Source organism: Crocinitomix algicola (genome assembly GCF_001661595.2).
Classification (GTDB): domain Bacteria; phylum Bacteroidota; class Bacteroidia; order Flavobacteriales_D; family Crocinitomicaceae; genus Crocinitomix; species Crocinitomix algicola.
Genome location: NZ_LYPF02000004.1, coordinates 201,546 through 221,291, shown reverse-complemented (window position 1 = coordinate 221,291; position 19,746 = coordinate 201,546). Strand labels below are relative to the sequence as shown.

General features: G+C 35.4%; 16 protein-coding genes. 4 read left to right on the top strand and 12 right to left on the bottom strand.

Going from position 1 to position 19,746, the window contains the following annotated elements; genetic code table 11:
* Positions 1-48: 48 nt before the first annotated feature.
* From A8143_RS04000 to A8143_RS03970, 7 genes are all read right to left on the bottom strand, one after another.
* Positions 49-2,934: a TonB-dependent receptor domain-containing protein gene (locus A8143_RS04000; RefSeq protein WP_066756619.1), complete on the bottom strand. Its 2,886-nt coding sequence runs from the start codon at positions 2,932-2,934 to the stop codon at positions 49-51.
* A gap of 107 nt (positions 2,935-3,041) precedes the next feature.
* Positions 3,042-4,277 (bottom strand): hypothetical protein, encoded by a 1,236-nt coding sequence (locus A8143_RS03995; RefSeq protein ID WP_139134258.1) that lies wholly within the window; start codon positions 4,275-4,277, stop codon positions 3,042-3,044.
* Between the two features lie 246 nt (positions 4,278-4,523).
* The gene (locus tag A8143_RS03990; protein WP_066756612.1) at positions 4,524-4,889 is read right to left on the bottom strand and encodes a DUF2200 domain-containing protein; all 366 of its coding nucleotides are present in this window, start codon (positions 4,887-4,889) and stop codon (positions 4,524-4,526) included.
* Between the two features lie 78 nt (positions 4,890-4,967).
* Entirely contained in the window at positions 4,968-5,732 is a 765-nt protein-coding gene (locus A8143_RS03985) for a DUF3575 domain-containing protein (protein WP_066756609.1), read from the bottom strand.
* A gap of 35 nt (positions 5,733-5,767) precedes the next feature.
* Positions 5,768-7,774 (bottom strand): monovalent cation:proton antiporter family protein, encoded by a 2,007-nt coding sequence (locus tag A8143_RS03980; RefSeq protein WP_066756606.1) that lies wholly within the window; start codon positions 7,772-7,774, stop codon positions 5,768-5,770.
* A 110-nt stretch (positions 7,775-7,884) separates the two neighbouring features.
* Positions 7,885-8,571, bottom strand: a complete 687-nt coding sequence (locus A8143_RS03975) for a response regulator transcription factor (protein ID WP_066756603.1) — start codon at positions 8,569-8,571, stop codon at positions 7,885-7,887.
* Between the two features lie 118 nt (positions 8,572-8,689).
* Entirely contained in the window at positions 8,690-9,916 is a 1,227-nt protein-coding gene (locus A8143_RS03970) for a porin (RefSeq protein ID WP_066756600.1), read from the bottom strand.
* A gap of 360 nt (positions 9,917-10,276) precedes the next feature.
* Between A8143_RS03970 and A8143_RS03965 the strand changes: the two genes are divergently transcribed.
* The gene (locus A8143_RS03965) at positions 10,277-12,712 is read left to right on the top strand and encodes a Na/Pi cotransporter family protein (RefSeq protein WP_245676461.1); all 2,436 of its coding nucleotides are present in this window, start codon (positions 10,277-10,279) and stop codon (positions 12,710-12,712) included.
* A 70-nt stretch (positions 12,713-12,782) separates the two neighbouring features.
* Here the strand turns inward: A8143_RS03965 and A8143_RS03960 are convergent, their stop codons facing one another.
* From A8143_RS03960 to A8143_RS03945, 4 genes are all read right to left on the bottom strand, one after another.
* Entirely contained in the window at positions 12,783-13,838 is a 1,056-nt protein-coding gene (locus tag A8143_RS03960) for a methyltransferase domain-containing protein (RefSeq protein ID WP_217494779.1), read from the bottom strand.
* 34 nt (positions 13,839-13,872) lie between these two features.
* Positions 13,873-15,492 carry a S41 family peptidase gene (locus tag A8143_RS03955; RefSeq protein WP_066756815.1) on the bottom strand — a complete coding sequence of 540 codons (1,620 nt, stop codon included), beginning with the start codon at positions 15,490-15,492 and terminating at the stop codon, positions 13,873-13,875.
* 5 nt (positions 15,493-15,497) lie between these two features.
* A complete protein-coding gene (locus A8143_RS03950; RefSeq protein WP_083261212.1) occupies positions 15,498-15,917 on the bottom strand; it encodes a deoxycytidylate deaminase in 420 nt (139 codons plus the stop codon).
* Between the two features lie 65 nt (positions 15,918-15,982).
* A complete protein-coding gene (locus A8143_RS03945; RefSeq protein WP_066756598.1) occupies positions 15,983-16,711 on the bottom strand; it encodes a glycosyltransferase family 2 protein in 729 nt (242 codons plus the stop codon).
* Positions 16,712-16,800: 89 nt separating this feature from the next.
* Between A8143_RS03945 and rsgA the strand changes: the two genes are divergently transcribed.
* The 3 genes from rsgA to A8143_RS03930 are packed head-to-tail and all read left to right on the top strand — an operon-like array spanning position 16,801 to position 19,224.
* Entirely contained in the window at positions 16,801-17,754 is a 954-nt protein-coding gene (gene rsgA, locus A8143_RS03940; RefSeq protein WP_066756595.1) for a ribosome small subunit-dependent GTPase A, read from the top strand.
* 4 nt (positions 17,755-17,758) lie between these two features.
* Positions 17,759-18,211, top strand: coding sequence for a D-aminoacyl-tRNA deacylase (gene dtd, locus A8143_RS03935; RefSeq protein ID WP_066756592.1), 453 nt, complete (start codon positions 17,759-17,761; stop codon positions 18,209-18,211).
* Between the two features lie 35 nt (positions 18,212-18,246).
* Entirely contained in the window at positions 18,247-19,224 is a 978-nt protein-coding gene (locus A8143_RS03930) for a glycosyltransferase family 9 protein (RefSeq protein ID WP_066756588.1), read from the top strand.
* A 6-nt stretch (positions 19,225-19,230) separates the two neighbouring features.
* On the opposite strand, the gene A8143_RS03925 is transcribed toward A8143_RS03930, so the two are convergent.
* Complete coding sequence (locus tag A8143_RS03925; RefSeq protein ID WP_066756585.1) at positions 19,231-19,743, bottom strand: acyl-CoA thioesterase; 513 nt, start codon at positions 19,741-19,743, stop codon at positions 19,231-19,233.
* Positions 19,744-19,746 lie beyond the last annotated feature (3 nt).

The following is a 19,746-nucleotide window of genomic DNA, read 5'->3' as shown; positions in this document are numbered from 1 at the left end:
ACCGAATCAACAGCAGGGGAAATGATATTTGTTTATGAAGGTTACCCTTTAAAACTTAATGCTAAATTTAGCAGCTGCAGTTGTTCCTGGCGCCAATTTTGAGAAGATTTGATCTTGAGCATTAATTGATCTGAACATCGTCTCTTTTTCATCATTCAACAGGTTAGAAACCTTTAATCCGAATTGGTACTGTTCATTTTTACCGAATGTTTTATTGGCATTAAAATTTAAGCTGTGGAATGGTACAGAATAAATGTCTGGTCGGTCAACTATTCCGACATATTGTAATGTTCTTCCTTGAACATTATAATATACACCAACCTCTAATCCTTTTGCAAATCCCTCTGCTCCTCCATTATATGCTAAACCACCATTTATTAGATACGGTGCTTGTCCCGCCATATCTCTGTAGTCGCCAATTTCTTGTCCAGTTCTTGCGTTAGCCACACGACTCTCTTTCTCGGTATCACTGTATAGGATTCGAGACAACGTATAAGTTAAATTTAAATTGAAAGAGAAGTTTTGCATCTTCTCAGAAATAAATTTCAAACCTTGTCTCATTTCGAATTCTCCACCTAACAATTCTCCGTCACCGACATTACGTGGTTGAAAAGATCCAACTTGCGCCGAAAACTGAACAATTTCAATCGGATTATAGAACTTTTTATAAAAGGCCGTAATCGATATTGTTTGACCAGGTGAGTTAAATGTTTCCCATCTAACATCGATATTATGAATGTCCGTAACTTCTAATTCACCATCCCAATAAACATTTCCTGATACGGCATCTTCATCTTTAAATAATCCACCGATAAACGTACGACCACTAACAGGGTCATAAATCTCAGCATAAGATAATTCTTTAAATGAAGGACGTGCTGTTGTAATACCATAAGAGAACCTTAAATTTTGTCGATCCGTAACTTGATACACTAGATTTAATGAAGGGAAAATTCCTAAATCTTGTAAGACTACATCATTTCTCAAGACATTTAACCCCAATTGATCCTGACCGGTATAGAATTGTGTATAACTTTCAGCACGAAGGCCAATTACCGCTTTAATTCGTTTAGTTGGACTTACTTCTGTAGAAATGTATGCTGAAGCATTATGAACATTTGAACTATACTGGTTAGGATTTGAAGGAAGGAAAGATACTTCATAAGTTGTTCCTTTTCCAATATCTCCGTTATGCGGCCAGATATTTTCTTCAGTAAACAACTCGTTTGGATCACCAGTTAAGTTGACATTACGAACGTTCATCGCAAAGTTACGAATCACAAAATCTCGAGTTTTAAAAGTGTAACCGCCTCCAAACTTCAGCTTCGCATCTCTTTCCCAAGCTTTAAACTCTTTTGTTGCACCAATTTTTCCAGCAACATTTTTCTCAACGAGTTCTCGCCAAATTCGCTCAGGGAATCCAGCTTCAGTTCCAATTATTAACGTGTCATCACGCTCTTCGTATCTTGTAAATCGAATATCTGGATCTTTGATTAAAGAAAGTGTTGGCGCAATTCTCCAATCAATTTCCCAATCATTATCGTCGTAATTATGTTTACCACTAAATAAAACATTGGTTAATGACCGCTGGCTGTATTCTAAGTTATGCTGATAACCTTGAAAAATTGCTCCTTGATCAGAGTTTAGATAATCAAATATACCTGCTTTAGATTCACCATTTTGTAAGTGTAATACATTGAACGTATATTTTGAACTTGCTGACTTAATTGCCATACCTCCCATGGCAGTTAACAAAACGTTGTTTACGCCATAACTACCAGTTTGATATTCTCTTGTTTGCATTTCCATTTCATCAGGATCGCCTGACAAACCATATCGCGCAAAAATTGCTTCTTTATAAAATTCTGTATTATTCTTATAAGAGAACATTCCTGAATAACCAATCGTTTTTTCTCCCTTTTTAATTTGATTACCGAAAGAACCAGACAAGCTATAATCCATTAAACTCATTTGCTGATAAGCACCCATTACCGGATTAAATTTACCAAGAATCTCTTTGTATCTGTCTGCTTTTTCAGGATCACCAATTGCTTCTGAGAAAAACGGTATATTTTCAGTGGCAGGAATTGCTCGAGAACCGTCATCAAACCCTAAGAAATCAGTTTTACCACCATCATAAGTTAAATAATCCTTATTAAAGTGAAAGTAAGGATTAAACCCTGTACCAACTGAAATTTTTCTTTGTTTTTCCTCAGGAAAAGACTTCAAAGAAATATCGATAACTCCCCCAGCAAAGTCAGCAGGTAATTCTGCAGAAAAAGATTTGTTTACAATGATATTATCAAGAATATTGGTTGGGAAAATATCCATTTGAATGGTGTTTTTATCCGGATCAAGGCCAGGAACGTCCATTCCATTTAACAATGTTTTATTATAACGATCACCTAATCCTCTAATATAAACGTATTTTCCACCACTTACAGAAACTCCTGGTACCCGAGTCATTGCTCCAGCAGCATCAGAATCACCAATTTTTCTAAAACTTGAACTGGATATACCATCAATCATATTTGGGTTTTTCTTTTTGATGTGGAGAATCGCATTTTCAGTATTTGTTGTACGCTCTTCGTAAACCACAATCTTAGTCAACTCATTAGATGACTCTTCCATATTTAGGTTTTCGAGGTAATTTGTTTCACCTGCTGTTACCACGACATTTTCAATTAACAACGTGTTAACATAAAAGAAACTAAATTGAATTGAATATTCACCTGGCTCAATACTCACTGAAAACTGACCATCTAGATCTGTTTTAGCCACTTGACCTCTACCAATAATCTCTACTTTAACACCTGGCATGGTTTCACCCGATGCTGCTTCGTAGACTGTCCCTCTAATAAAGCCCTTTTCAGCTTCTTGCGCGAACCCTGAAATACTGATTAGCCCGAAGAGGACCCAAATTAAATTTTTCATTTCCAATTGATTATTTTTAAAAACTGGTGCAAAAATAAGAACTCGCGAACAGCCTTACGGTTATTCGCGAGTTAACAAATTGTTATGTAAATGTTTCTTTTCTGTGACTAGAAATCGCTTAACATTCCAGCTAACGCAGCCCAAGACCAAGTATCAAACTCAGCTTTGTTTGCCCCTACAGTTTGAGCACCTGCTGTTACTGAAGTTGTCATTGCATCAGAACCACCTTTGAAGTAATCAGCTACTGCATCACCGTCAGGAATTACTGCCTCAAGGTTTGTAATGTTATAAGCTACTGTTGGTAATTGATCGAAATCTTGACCAGAAGATAATCCGAAGAAATAAACATTGCTCATATCTACATTCGTGTTATCATCATTATCAACGATTCCATCACCACCGTCCATGTAAACAGATCCGTTTGTGATAGTAAAGTTACCACCTAAAACAGCTCCTTCTGGTCCATCTAATTCCATAGCCTCATCACCAGGATTGATAACGATGAAGTTAGATAATGTTCCGATCCAGTTTTGATCTGTATCAATTGCATCATCTCCATTATTGAAAACGATCAAATCAGATACACTAACAGAACCACCAAAGAACTCAACACCATCATCTTGGTTAGCTACGATTTCTACGTGATCGATTTGAGTTCCTGAACCAACACCTCCTAAAGTAAGACCATTGATTTCGTTCCCTTCACCGATGTTAGCTCCACCGTGACGAATAGAGATATAAGAAATAACACCTGAATTATCAGCATTATCTGTTCCTCCATATAATCCGTTTGGATCAGATACTGGAATTCCTTCAATTTGAACTGATTCAGCATCTGCTGAAATTTGAGCATGTCCTAAAACGATTAATCCACCCCATAAACCATCTAAATCAGAAGATAAGTTCGGAGATTGGATTTCACCAGGTACTAAGTGATCTGCAGTTGAAGTGAAAATAATTGGCTCAGAAGCAGTTCCTTCAGCCATAATTTTCGAACCTCTAGCAATAATTAAAGCAGTTGCGTTTGCACCAGAACCAGCCTCACCTTTTACTACTGTACCAGGCTCAATTGTTAAAGTTGCTCCACCAGTTACAGCAATACGGCTTGTTAAGATATATGTTTTACCAGACTCCCAAGTTGTATTTGCAGTAACATTTTCAGAAACGTAAACTGTATCAACTAATACAGATGGGTAAACACAAGAACCATCGTCATTTTTTTCTTTTACTTTCTCATCATAGTTAGTTGCAGCAGGATCTGAACAACCTTCTTTTTTACATGAAGCCATTACAGCTAAAGCACCTAAAGCGACAACAGCTGTTGGAAATAATCTTTTTTTCATTTTCATTTTTTTTTGTTTTATGAGGCAAAGATCATACAGATGCTTCGAAAAGATGTTAGTCTATAGTTATTTGACTATTACTTTAACGTTAACTCGAATTAACTTTAAATTAACTTACTTCAAAATGCTGATTTACAGATTATTGAACATTATTTGCGTCGAGAATTATCAGTGAAAACTGAATATCTTTAAGCGTAAAAACTGAGATTTAGTTCATGTTAATTATTTTTTTCATGTGAATAGGAATTAAACAGACCTAAGAATCTTCTCCATTTTACGGCCTTTTGCCAACTCATCTACTAGTTTATCAAGGTAGCGAACATTTTTGGTAAGCTCATTTTCAAGTTCCTCAATCCTATAACCGCAAATTACGCCTTTTATTAAGTGAGCATTGGGATGTAAATGTGCTCTTTCAAAAAACGTTTTAAAAGTTACTTTTTCAACTATTAATTGAGCGATTTGTTCTTCATTAAAACCAGTCAACCAAGTAATAACTTGATGCAATTCTTCAATTGTTCTCCCTTTCTTTTCAACCTTAGTTATATAATGTGGGTATACCGAAGCAAAAGTCATTTTTGCCATTCGTTCATTATGTTCAGGACTTGCTTTCATATTTTCTTCTTTAAAATTTAAAAATAAAAAAAGCGAACCGGAATTCCGATTCGCTTCGCAAAAATTTAATCGCGGTGTTTAGAATGAGTATCCGATTGAAAAATTCAAAATTTTCACATAAGGAAAAGGATGTTTAACAAAGACCTTAATATCACTGCTTGAATATTCGCTATCTACTGTTGCTCCAAATTGAGAGAAATCCTCTTCATTTTCTGCAGCAAAATCCTGCACGTCATTATTTATTTCTTCATAATTAATATCACCAGAAGAATCTGTACCTCTGAATGTGATATTATTCGTTCCCCATCCTAACCCTAACCACATAATATCAAGGGTCAATCCATTGTTAGCTACCCATTGGTTACCAATTCCAATACCTCCTCCAAAAAATAAAGATCCAGACTCTACGGTACCGCCGTGTTTAATAGATGGATCACTTGAGTCTGGGAAATCAAATTCGAAATCATTCATACTCGCACCTTGAAAACCTATATATGGAGCAAGATAAAGCCCTCTTAAGGCATTTCCTCCCGGGAAATACTTTAGTTGTAGATTTGCTCCAAAAGAGTTTATTCTGGTGTCAAGAATATCGGAATTTACACCTGCGGAATCCAGTATTGGTCCGAGTTGATTTTTTGCAATTTTGTTAAACGGCACCGCCTTTTTAGAAGTAAAGTTAACGCGCGCATTTACAGATAATTTGTCTGAGAATTTACGTTCATAACTAAAAGCTAGGTTGTTGGCCAAAGCCAAGCTAGGCGATACGGTAAATTTAACAGAGTTGTTTTGAGCGGATGCATTAAAGCCCGCAGCAAGTAGCACTACTAAAAGTATCTTTTTCATTTGAAATAATTTAAAGTTGCGTGTAAGATACGGAATTATTTATAGACAAAATATTTGTTTACTTTAATGATATCATCTGGTGATCCGAACAAATAAATAATATCATCTTGAATAACTTTTGTATCTTCATTTATCTCAAGAATATAAGATGAATCTCGTTTAATTGCTAAAACGGTTACGTTATAATTTTTTCGAAGCCCCGTTTCAAAGATTGTATGTCCAACAATGCTGTTTTTACCCTGTAACACATGAATAGCGGCAATTTCCATATCGGGGATATGGACTTGAAATGTACTTACGCCATTTGGAATATTTGGAATACTGCGAAATGCCTCATAGTTATAGGATCGTATATCCGTAATAAACTCTTCAATTTCATCATTAGGAATTAAATATTTTTTCATGACACGCGTAAAGATTTCGATTGAAGTTTCAAACTCTTCAGGTATCACCTCATCAGCCCCTATTTTTATAATTTCATCAACTTCTTTAATATAGCGTGTGCGAACGATAATATGTGCAGTTTCAGTAAACAGACGAACGGTTTTAACAATACTTCTGGTGGCATCATGAGCGGATATTGCCACCACAACAACACGCGCTTCTTGAATATGTACATGTTTTAAAATGACAGTGTCTGTTGCATCTCCAAAAACAACAGGCTCTCCTTTATCCTTTGCTTTTTTTATAGCTTGTGGATCTATTTCAATAATAACATATGGAATATTTGCTTTTCGAGCTGCTTTTGCGACATTTTGACCATTTAACCCGTAACCAATAATTACGACATGATCATGAAAATTCTCTGTTGTATTTTTCTCTTCTAGTTCTTTCTTTTTAGCATTCATTTTTAAACGCTCTCTTACTTTTGGTGGCAAAGGCGTTCGTAATAAATAATGAGTTAATTGCGGTGACCAGTTAATGATAAATGGTGTTGCTCCCATTGAGATAATAGAGATAGCAAGAAAATATTGATAAACGGTTTCGGACAATAAATCATATTGCATACCGACAGTAGATAATAAAAAAGCAAACTCACCTACCTGCAAAAGTGCAAGTCCAGTTAATAAACTGGTGCGTAATTGATATTTCAACAATAAAACAGCAATAATAACAACCATTAATTTTAATCCAATTACAGCAATTGCAAGTAGATGAATGTATACGATATTCTCAATAAAAAAATTTAAATCCAACAACATTCCAACCGAAACAAAAAAGAAGCTGATAAAAATCTCTCTAAATGGTAAAATATTAGCTGTTGCTTGATGACTATATTCGGATTCTGAAATAACTAATCCTGCAAAAAACGCACCTAACGCCAACGACAGACCAACAGAAGAGGTAAGCCAAGCAGTTGAAAAACAAAGCACTATAGTTGTCAAAATAAATAACTCCCTACTTTTAGCGCGAACCACAAGTTTTAACAGTACTGGAACAGCATATCTTGCGAGGATAATAATGGCAGCAACCACTGCAATCATTTTTATGAGCAACCATAAAAGCTCATTCATAGGATCATCTGATTGGCCAGCCAAAATAGGTGTTAACAGCATCATTAACACGACTATAATATCTTGAAATATTAAAATAGCAACAGCCACTCTACCATGAGGGGAAATCAACTCCCCTTTTTCTTGAAGCATTTTTAAAACAATCGCTGTACTACTTAAAGAAATTAAAAATCCCATAAATACAGCCGACTGAATGGATAACCCCAATTCGTAAGCTAAAAATGTGACTAAACCAATTGTACCAATTACCTGAACACCACCACCAATTAATACTGTATTTTTTATGGATGCCAATCCTTTTAAGGAGAATTCAATACCTATTACAAACAATAAAAAAATAATTCCAATCTCAGAAAGTACTTCTACTTCATGTTTAGCCTCAATTAAATTCAGTCCATAAGGCCCCACTATAATCCCAGTAATAAGAAACCCTAAAATTGCTGGAAGTTTTATTTTTTGAAAAATAAGTATCGTAAAAACGGATAACCCAAGAATTATTACGATATCCGGCAAGATGGGTAAATGCATAGGCAAAAGGTTAGATTGTTATTTAGCTCGTAGCTATACAAAAATAACATTTTGCTAAAATCCATTTACACTGAAATGATTAAGATATGTTTAACGAAAAAATCGAATTGTTAATCTTCAAACTTATACCCAACACCTTTAACGGTGACGATATGCGTGTCTCCTATTTTTTCACGCAATTTTCGGATATGAACATCTATCGTTCTATCACCAACTACGACATCTGTCCCCCAAACATTATTCATAATAGAGTCACGATGAAATACTTTACCCGGTTTAGACATTAATAGGGCTAACAATTCAAATTCTTTACGTGGTAAAAACATTTCATTGCCAGATTTTGAAATCAAATAGCGCTCGCGATCAATCGTTATTGATTTTTCTTTAGCCCCTTCTCCATTCAGTCCATCCACTATTTCTCCACCGCCTTTTCGCCTAAGTACAGCCGAGATTCTGCTTGCTAATAATTTTGGCTTAATTGGTTTTGTGATGTAATCATCTGCTCCAGCATCAAATCCTGCAATTTGAGAATAATCTTCTCCGCGCGCCGTTAAAAAGCAAATCATGGTGGACTGAAGCTCGGGGATTTCTTTTAGCTTTTCACAGGTTTCAATCCCATCCATTCCTGGCATCATTACATCCAAAAGAATTAGGTCAGGGATATTCTTTTTAGCAATTTCAATTCCATCCGCTCCATTTGAAGCTTCGGAAACTATAAACCCTTCTTTTTCTAAATTGTATTTTATCAAGACTCTGATGTCTTGCTCATCATCGATAACGAGTACAGAATTATTCATCTATTCAGTTAAATTTTAAGCAAAAGTAAACATTATTGATTGCGCATTTAAGTTAATAATAAATACATAACATTAAAATAACGCAAAATTTACCTTAGTCAAACCCTTGAAAAAGCTACTAAAAATGAAGATCTACCTGTACTCTCCAGAAGAGTTGATCGTCCACTCCATCACCAAATTCATTCGAATTTGAACGATAAGACAAGTCAGTTTGAACTTTTAATTTATGCCCAACAATATACTTTGAAAGACCAATTGTGTATTCTTTTTCCTCCTTTTCAATTGAAGAATTAGGGTTAATCTGAGTAAATCTTGTGGTTAATTCATAATTATTTTTGAATAACCAGCCCGCTTGAACATTTACACCTTTCCCCGTATAATGTCTGCCAATTAGGAAATTTTCATTGTATTTATCAAATACTGAAGGTGTTCCATCTTCCGTTGTTTTATGCGCATATTCAACCATTACCGACAAGCCTTTATATTTAAACATTAAATCACCGAAAAAAGTGTATAAGGTCTCCCCTGCATAGCTACCATCTAAATTCTTAATAAAATGGCCGCCCTGCCCTCTTTGTCTGGGAGCATCTTCATTAATATCATAAGTTACTCCAACAGCCAACTTCGGTGAGTTTGGACGTGTCAGTCCGCCACCTACATAGTCTCCTTTTGAATCGAACTTACCAAAAGGCAACATTTCTAAACGAAAAGTATATTCATATCCTCCAATATTGCCAACCGTTATATTTCTTCCTTCTCCCTGTGAAAAGGCAACTATTTCTCGAACTAAAAAGTTTTTTCCAAATGTAAAATGATGTTTTAATTGTAAACCTATATCTCGATCAATATTATATCGACTATTTAATAATGATCGATCAACTAAGGCTAAATCGCCTGATGAAATCACACGCTCTCTATTTCCTGGTAATTTTGACTGTCCCACTCGAAGCGTAAAATTCTGATAAAAATTCCAATCCAAGTACGCATCCAAAATAAACCTAGGAGCATTACTATATTCACTACTTGTTCCACCACCAATGTCTCGATTTGACAACCCCAACTCTACTTTATATTTCAATGATGGAAGAAATGCAAAGCCGTTGAACTTTAATCGTGAACGACGCAATAAAAAATTAGATTCTAATTGCCCAATCTTATCAAGTTGATCATTGCTCACTGTCCAATCCGCCATCATTAATGTCTGAAATCGAATTCCAAATTTCATTGAAAAAGTCGAATCTTTACCGATAAAATTTATTCCTTTACCAAAGGTTTTAGGAACGTATTGCGCTTGAGCTGTTGCTACACCCAAAAAGAACAAAAGTCCTGTAAAAGCTATTCTCATTACGAAAAGGCTTAAGTTAATTTATTGTAAACTAATCCAGACATCTGTTAACTAAAGAGTTAACACGAATTAGCTCTTGATTATTTTGATGCAAAGTTGCGTTATTATTAACATATTTTTTACATACACAACCTAATCTTAACCTTATATTAACATAGAATAGAAGAAAAAACGACTTAAAAACACGTTTTAACAGCTTGTTTTAATGCGTTTTAAGTGTTTTGAGATTTAAAATAAATTGAACCTGACATATAATTAACAAGACCCTTTGTTAACATAAGCTTAACATTAAAAAAAATGGTTCACCTCGGCTTTGACCTATTTTTGCGCAAATTTTAACTAATAAAATATACCATTCGAATGAAAAGAATTGTATTGCTTTTAAGCCTAATGTTCTTGGCTATTAACATTAGCTTAAGCTCGACACCAAATGTATCAGAAGAGGATATTGATACAGCTATTATTATTCCTGAAGTAGTTGTACAAGTGGACCTTGAAAACCTTTCCTTTAGTTTTAAAAACTATACGCATAAAAAAACATTAAAGGAACTCAAAGAAGGTGACCTTACACTTGCTTGGGATCAACTAAAATCAAAAGCGAATTTTATTGGATTTAAGTATAAGCCCATAGATGGTAACCAATGGAAAGAAGTGAAAGCTGCATATACCGATAGCTCGTCAATCACTATTCCTAACGTTGAAGAGAATATACTTTTTGAACTTATGGTTGGTTCTGGTAACTCTGAATCAAGCATAGTCTATGACGAACGTATTATTCCTATCAATTCAATTAGTGCTACAATTTTCAAAAATAGAAATGGAAAAGGCAAGGTAGAAGCCGGCGAAATAAGCTGGGGAATAGAGTTAGATAAAATGAACCAAATAATCTCCGTTTATCCAAACGCAACATTCGTGATTAAATACAACACGAAAATTGGAGCAAAACAAAACGAAAAATACAGCGATAAATCACCTTGGGAGTACATTGAGAACATTCCTGCAAATCAGATTAAAGAGAAAATAGAGGATATTCCTGGCGGGGAAAATTATGTATTTAAAGTTGGATTAGTATTGGATGATAAAACCTACTGGTCTAAATCGGGCAAATTTGAAACCGAACGTGCATGGGGTGTATTTAAACTATTGATTTTGATTGGATCGCTAGGAATGTTCATATTTGGTATGAAAATAATGAGTGAAGGACTTCAAAAAGCTGCAGGATCTCGTTTACGAAATATGTTAGGTTCAATTACATCCAACCGAATTAAAGGTGTTTTTACGGGGTTCGGTATTACTTCAATTGTTCAGTCTTCATCAGTAACTACGGTAATGACAGTTAGTTTTGTAAACGCCGGTTTATTAACCTTGAGACAATCGGCAGGAGTAATGATGGGGGCCAATATTGGAACGACAATTACTGCTTGGTTGATTTTACTTTTCGGGTTTAAGGTGAGTATAGGTAGTTATGCCTTAATCTTTATTGCATTTGGTGCACCGTTAATGTTTTTTACTAAAGGAAAAGCTAAAACATGGTCAAGTGTAATCATAGGATTTTCTTTACTTTTTATGGGACTTGGTTACTTAAAAGATTCTGTGCCTGACTTAGGACCAGAGCATCCGATTGTTCAATTTTTCATAGACTTTAGAGATGTTTGGTATGGTCCTATCATGTTTGTAGGTTTAGGTGCTTTGGTAACTGTGATTATACAATCTTCGTCCGCAGCTATGGCACTAACAATGACATTAGTAGCGGGAGGAGTAATTCCATTTGAAGTTGCATCTGCAATGATTTTAGGTGAAAATATCGGTACGACTATTACCGCCGAGATTGCTTCATTAATTGGGAATGTACATGCAAAACGATCAGCAAGAATCCACTCTTTATTTAACTTAATTGGGGTGACTTGGGCAATTTTATTATTCCCTATAATTCTTCAAGGATTAGCCTTATTATTTATTGATGGTGATCCTTACACAAACGCCGATGCTGCAAACGTTGGTTTAGCCGTTTTTCACACGACTTTTAATTTACTGAACGTGGTTATCTTATTACCTTTTGTTCCTTGGTTGGTGAGAATGGCAGAACAAACAGTTAAATCTAAAGGTGCTGCAGATGAAGAATTCCATTTAGATTATATTGGGTCAGGAATTATGGGTACGCCAGATTTATCAATTTACGAAGCGAAAAAGGAAGTGGCTAAATTTGGTGAGATTACAAGTAGAATGTCCAGGTTTACACAATCTTTATTGCACGAGCAAAACAAAAAAACGAAAACTAAACTGCATGAGAAAATTGCCAAATATGAGGTAATAACTGACCGTGTAGAAATAGAAGTCGCAACTTATTTGGCAAAGGTTTCTGAAGGTGAAATGTCAGAAGAGACAGCAGAACGGGTTAGATCAATGAATAGTATTGTAAATGATTTGGAGCGAATTGGAGACATTTATTATCAAATGTCAAAAACGATTGAACGTAAAGATGAACACAAGATTTGGTTCGTGCCTAAACAAAGAGAAAGCCTTGTTGAAATGTTTGAATTAGTAGACAAAGCATTTGAAATAATGATTGAGAATTTAAATTCAGATTGGTCAGTCGTTTCTATTGATAAAGCAAATGCTGCAGAGATTGCGATCAATAAAAAGAGAGATAAAATGAGAGGTGAGCATCTTGAAAATCTCGGGAATTCTGAATTTAATATGGAAAGTGGAATGATTTTTAATAACCTTTTCTCTTCATGTGAAAAAGTTGGTGATCATATTATTAACGTATCAGAAGCCATAATTGGTAAGATTTAACAAGAAATAAAACGCTAAAAAAGCCCCAAACTCAATTGAGATTTGGGGCTTTTCTTTTCTAAACATTCATTTAACAACACGACCCTACATCCTCATTCTTTTCTACAGTGTTAAAAGGCATAGCTCCCCCACAGCCTTCAAAAATACCATAATGAGTATCCCAAGTACCGTAAAAATCAAAATGTCCTTTAAATCGTGTTTCATTTAACATACGATAAGTATTCCCGCAAACTGTCATTACTTTTCCTGTAGGGAAATAATGATGGTCATCTAAAATAAAACCATTTTTTTCTTCAGAAATTGTTCCTTTATACGTCACAGCTTGTCCATAATCTTCACAGTCAGACTCTAACCCGTCCAATTTAAAAAGTCGATAAGTAACCGAGAAAAATGCGATATCACCTAATTTGTCCTCAAGTTCCGGATTTTCGACTGATATTGGTTTATTTTCAACTGCCCGAGGATCAGTAAACCCAGCTCGTTTTGCTGCATTTAAAAAATCATTCCAATACATCGCACCGCTCAAGCATTCACCCCATAAAACTTCATCTTTTTGAAGCGTTAATGGAACTCTTCTATCACTGTACACATCAGAAAAATACATCTCACCTCCTGGTTTCAATAGTCGATATACATCCAACAAAACCTTTTCTTTATTTGTAGCCAAATTAATTACACAATTTGAGATGATTAAATCAAAACTATTTGGCGCTAAATGCAATTCATCCAAGGCTTCTATATTCCCTTTTATAAACTCTACATTGGGGTTTTCAAAACCAAACTTTTCGGTATGATAATCAATATGACGATTTGCTACTTCTAATTGTTCGTCTGTCATATCAACACCAACCACGCGACCATCTTTTCCAACTAATTTACTCGCGATATAACAATCACGACCACTACCTGACCCTAAATCCAGTATTCTTAGTCCTTTTACCTCTGATGGAATAGTAAGTCCGCAGCCATAATACTTTGATTGTACCTCATCATGTACCAAAGACAATGCCTCTTGGATATGTTTCGGTGGTGGACTTAAGGTACAGCAAGCATTCGTTTTTAAGTCTTCCGACTGATTTAAAGTATTACCGTAATATTCTTTAACTGCATTATGTATTGAATCCATCACTTAAATTTTAGCAGTTTAAAAGAACTGCTGGTTAACTTTCGGAATTAAAATGACTCAGTGCCTTAATTACATCTAAATCATGTTCAAGATAAACAGAATAATAACCATTATCTTCCCAAACATGTCGAGCAATTTCTGCCTTCATTCTATTCTTAATTACTTCTCTAGACGTTACAATATCGTATGCATTACGCTTTACTCCCAATTTTTCTGCATAAGTGATAAATTTTTCAAACATGCTATTAGACACTTTAAACGATTTATTGAAAGCGTCAAAATCTTTTAATTCATCCCGATACTGGTCCAAATAATTAATTGCCCAGTGATTAAATACACCAGCATAATACAATTGCGTTAAATAATATGAAGCTCCGGCTGTATCGTTTGGGACAAATGTATCCGGATAAATTCCCCCACCACCATACACAACACGACCACCTTCCGTAACAAACTTTAATGACTCATCAACCTTGATGGAGTCTTCATTCAATAATTCACCATTTTCATAACGCTCAAAATAATCGTTCTCATAATCGACCCCTTCGCCATATGGCTTTTGGATAGAGCGCCCTGTAGGTGTATAATATCGTGATATCGTCAATCGCAAAGCACTTCCATCCGTAAATTCTTTTTGATCCTGCACTAACCCTTTACCAAAAGAGCGTCGTCCCATAATTAAACCTCTATCATTATCTTGAATAGCCCCCGCCACAATTTCACTGGCAGAAGCCGACAAAGAGTTGATTAAAATCACCACTTCTGTATCTTCTAAAATTCCACGTGATGAAGAATAATAATCTTGTCTTTTCTCTTTTCGACCTTGAGTGTACACAATTAATTTTCCCGAACCTAAAAACTGATCGACAATTTCAGTGGCTTCACTTAAAAACCCACCTCCATTGTTTCTTAAATCAAAAATTAATTTTTCCATGCCCTGGGATTTCAAGGTCTGTGCAGCAGCGATAAATTCATTGCCTGATCGTTGAGTAAAACTATTCAATTTTATAAACCCTACTTTTGGACTTAGCATTATAGAAGCGTCAATACTGCTTACGTTAATAGAGCCCCGGACGATAGAATAATCGATTAATTCGCCTTTCCGGTAAACCTTTACTTTTACCTCAGTTCCAGCATTGCCTTTCAAAAGGTCCATCACCTTTTCATTTGTTACTTCTTCACCCGTAATTTTTTCATCATCCACTTGCACTATTCGATCTCCAGGTTTTAAACCGGCTCTTAATGAAGGAGAGCCCGGGATAATATGCGTCGCAACTAAGGTGTCGTCATGAATAATAAATCGAATCCCTACTCCACCAAATTTGCCGTCTAGTTGTTCATTAACATCGCCTAAATCTGAAGCTGGAATATAGTTGCTATGTGGATCTAATTTTTTAATCATGCCCTCAATCGAACTTTCAATTAAAAGGTCATGGTCTACCGTATCCACATAACGATCCTCAATCATTTGGAGGATTGTATTAAACTTCGTTGAATTTTCCTTTACATAATTTTGAGGTCCTTGTCCCGCAGGAATAAACATTGTGCCTAACCAAACCCCCAATGCCAAAGTTACACCCATTAAAATTGGAATTAAATAAACATAACTAACTCCCTTTTTTTGTTGCTCTATCTCGAATCTATTTTCTTCCATTATACTCATTTGAAATGAACGGTTTCAATACCGAATTTATTTAAAAAGTCAATACCAGAGCTATCTTTGTATTGACTCAAATATACTACTCGTTTTATTCCTGCTTGAATGATTAATTTACTGCACTCTTTACACGGAGAAAGTGTAATATACAACGTTGCCCCTTCAGCATTTTGGGTCGATTTTGCAACCTTTAGTATTGCATTCGCCTCTGCATGTAACACATACCAGTGTGTTTCTCCATTTTCATCTTCACACGAATTGGTGAAACCAGATGGCGTTCCATTGTATCCGTCCGAAATTATTGTCTTATTCTTAACAATTAAAGCCCCTACTTGTTTGCGTTTACAGTGAGATAATTTAGCCCACTCTGTTGCCATACTTAAATAAGCTCTATCGTATTTAGCTTGCTTTTTGTCCACAATGATTAAGATTGTAACGAACAAATGTACGAATGTAATCCCTTGAAGATGCTAAAAAAGGTTAATTTTTAACGGTCAACGTATCGAGAACTACCCAAACCGTATTTCAGAATACACCAAATTGCCCGAAATCCATCTTTCCAACCAATTTTCTTTCCTTGCTCTTCGGTACGAGCATTGTAGGTTATCGGCACTTCTTTCCAGACTAACTCCTTGTTTTTTGCCAATTTAGCCGTGATTTCAGGCTCAAATCCAAAACGCTTTTCTACTAAATTTAATTGCTTAAACTCGGCAGCAGGAACAAGCTTATAACAGGTTTCCATATCTGTTATTCTTATACCAAAAACCAAGTTTGATAATCGGGTTAAAAAGCTATTCGCTAAATTGCTTAAAAACGAACCTCCTTTAGTTGTTTGACCTAAAAATCTTGATCCATAAACAACATCTGCTCCATTATTGACAACTTGATCAAGTAGTGTATTTATTTCATTTGGATCTAATTCTAAATCCGCATCTTGAATAATTATGTACTCCCCAGTAGCTTTTTTTATCCCAGTATGAATTGCTCCTCCTTTACCTGTATTCTTTGTATGCTTGATTAAAAAGAAATCTTTATTTTGAATGGCATTCAGCGCCTTTTGAATTTCTTTATTCGAATTATCGGTAGAACAATCATCAATTATAATTACCTCTTTACTTATTCCGTTCAGAATTTGAAGTTGATCAATTACCGAAATTACTTCACCAATTGTTTGATCCTCATTATAAACAGGAATGAGTATGGATAATTTTTGCATGAGACCAAAGATAATTGAATTCGGCTAATCCTCAATTATATGCCTGAAAAAGTCAAATTATTGTCTAATTTTACTGCAAAACGCATAAATTGAAACAAGGCACTGTTATAAAATCTACCGGAAGTTGGTATAAAGTAATCGATCAAGAGCAACTTGAGTGGAATTGCAGAATACGCGGAAGATTGCGTATGGATGATATAAAATCAACCAATCCCATCGCAGTGGGAGATGAAGTGAAATTTGAGATAGAGGAAGAAGAAAATGAAAATCGAAACGGGGTGATCAAAAAAATCTTACCTCGCAAAAATTACATCATCCGAAAATCAATCAACCTCAGCAAAAGGTCCCATATTCTTGCAGCAAATATTGACAAAGTTTATTTAATTGTGACGCTAGTAGCCCCACAAACTCAAACCGGTTTTATCGATCGTTTTATTGTTACTGCCGAGGCCTATCATATTCCTGTCACCATTCTATTTAACAAAATTGATTTATACGGAGAAACGGAACTTCAGGAACTCGAAGAACTAAAAATTATATACGAAAAAGCGGGATACTCCTGTCAGACAATTTCAGCTAAACGACCCGAATCGGTTTCATTTCTAAAAGAAGAAATCAAAGGAAAAAAAGTCATGTTTGGTGGACATAGTGGTGTTGGAAAATCTACTTTGGTAAATAGTCTTGACCAAAATTTAGATTTGAAAACAGGAGCCATTTCTAAAAGCCATGCTTCTGGATTACACACCACGACTTTCGCTGAAATGTTTGAATTGCAGTCAGGCGGCTTTATAATCGACACCCCAGGAATTAGAGCGTTTGGACTTATCGATTTTGACAAAACCGAATTATCCCATTATTTTCCGGAAATGAGAGAATTGCTAGTAGATTGTAAATTCAATAATTGCCAGCATATGAATGAACCAAAATGCGCCGTGAAACAAGCATTTTTGGATGATGAATTAGCACCCAGCCGCTATATCAATTATATTAAAATGATGGAAGAGGACGAAACAGAAACTTTTCGAAAAGACATTTATAAATAGAGAGATGCGAATTATAATACAACGTGTTTCAAAAGCAAGTGTTTCGGTGGATAGTAATCTAATTTCATCAATTGAAAATGGTTATTTATTATTGGTAGGTATTGGAGAAAGTGACACAGAAGAAGACATTGAGTGGTTGTCCAAAAAAATTACCAATCTCCGCATTTTCTCAGACGAAAAGGGTCAAATGAACCATTCAATTATTGATATTGATGGTGAAATTTTAGCCATTAGTCAATTCACCTTATTTGCCAAAACCAAAAAAGGAAATAGGCCATCTTTTATTAAGGCAGCACCCCCTAACATTGCATTACCACTATACGATTTATTTGTAGATTCCTTAAATAAATTACTCAATAAGCCCGTTCAAAAAGGAGTTTTTGGAGCGCATATGGAGGTTTCATTGATTAATGATGGACCGGTTACAATATTCATTGATAGTAAAAATCGCGAATAGGCCTGTCTTGGTCAATAATCATTAAATTTACCCTGTTGAAAAAAGTTTTAATCATACGGTTTAGCTCAATTGGAGATATTGTTCTAACGAGTCCCATCGTTCGTACGCTAAAAAATCAGTTGGAAAATATCGAAATTCATTATTTGACAAAAAAGACGTACGGCTCAATTGTCCAAAACAATCCTAATATCAACCGTGTATATGTATTAGGAGAATCATTAAACGACGTAATTCGCGAACTACAAAAAGAAAATTATGACTTCGTGGTCGACTTACATAGAAACTTGAGGTCATTTCGCGTCAAAAAAGCTTTAAAAAAACCTTCTGGTACATTTTCTAAATTAAATTTCGAAAAGTTTTTACTCACGAAATTTAAAGTAAATAAACTACCAGAAATTCATATCGTTGAACGGTATTTTGGAGCTGTAAAAAAACTTGGGGTTAAAAACGACCAAGCGGGCTTGTCTTATTACATTCCAAATGAAGACCAAGTACGATTAGCAGACTATGGTATTAACGATTGTTTTGCTGCTTTTGCCATTGGCGCACAATTCGCAACAAAGCGATTGCCAAAAGACAAAATCATCAGCCTAATCAAACAAATAAGCTCGCAAATTGTATTATTAGGCGGCCCCAGCGATATAGGTACTGCTGTGAGTATATCTGAGTCATGTCCAAATGTTATCAACCTTTGTGGTAAACTTAATTTGAATCAATCGGCATCGATTGTCCAACAGTCACAAGTCGTAATTACTCATGACACCGGACTTATGCATATTGCCTCATCTTTTGAAAAGAAAATAATTTCGATCTGGGGAAATACAGTGCCAGAATTTGGAATGTACCCGTATCAGCCCAGCAAACCAGCTAATTATTCCATTTTTGAAGTAAAGGATTTACCTTGTCGTCCATGTTCAAAAATAGGGCATAATAAGTGCCCAAAAGAACATTTCAAATGCATGATTAACCAACCGCTAGTTGAGATTGCAGAGGCGGTAAATTCGGAATTTTAATCTGTATTATTCTTCAAAAAGTGCTTTGAGTTCTGTCGCTTCATTCGCCTTGATTCTTCCAGCGAGCAATAAACTGAGTTGTCTTCTTCTTAAAGCAGCATCGTATCTTTTTTGTTCTTCTTCCGTTTCAGGAACAATTTCAGGAACATCAATCGCATTACCATTTTGGTCCACCGCCACAAAAGTCAATATCGCCTGGTTGCTCGCTATTTGTTGTTGTGTTTTACGATCTTCTACAAAAACATCAATAATAACCTCCATAGAAGAGTTGAATGCTCGCGAAACTTTTGCGCTTAACGTCACAATCGCTCCTAAATCCACAGGCATGGTAAATGAGACATTATTTATAGATGCCGTCACAGAAACGCGTCCTGAATGACGATGAGCAGCGACAGCCGCAATTTCATCTATCCATGCAAGGAGTGAACCTCCGAATAATTTTCCTAATGTATTGGTATCATTGGGTAATACCACTTTAGTTGTGGTGGACACTGATTCTCTCGGGTGTTTTTTACGCATGTT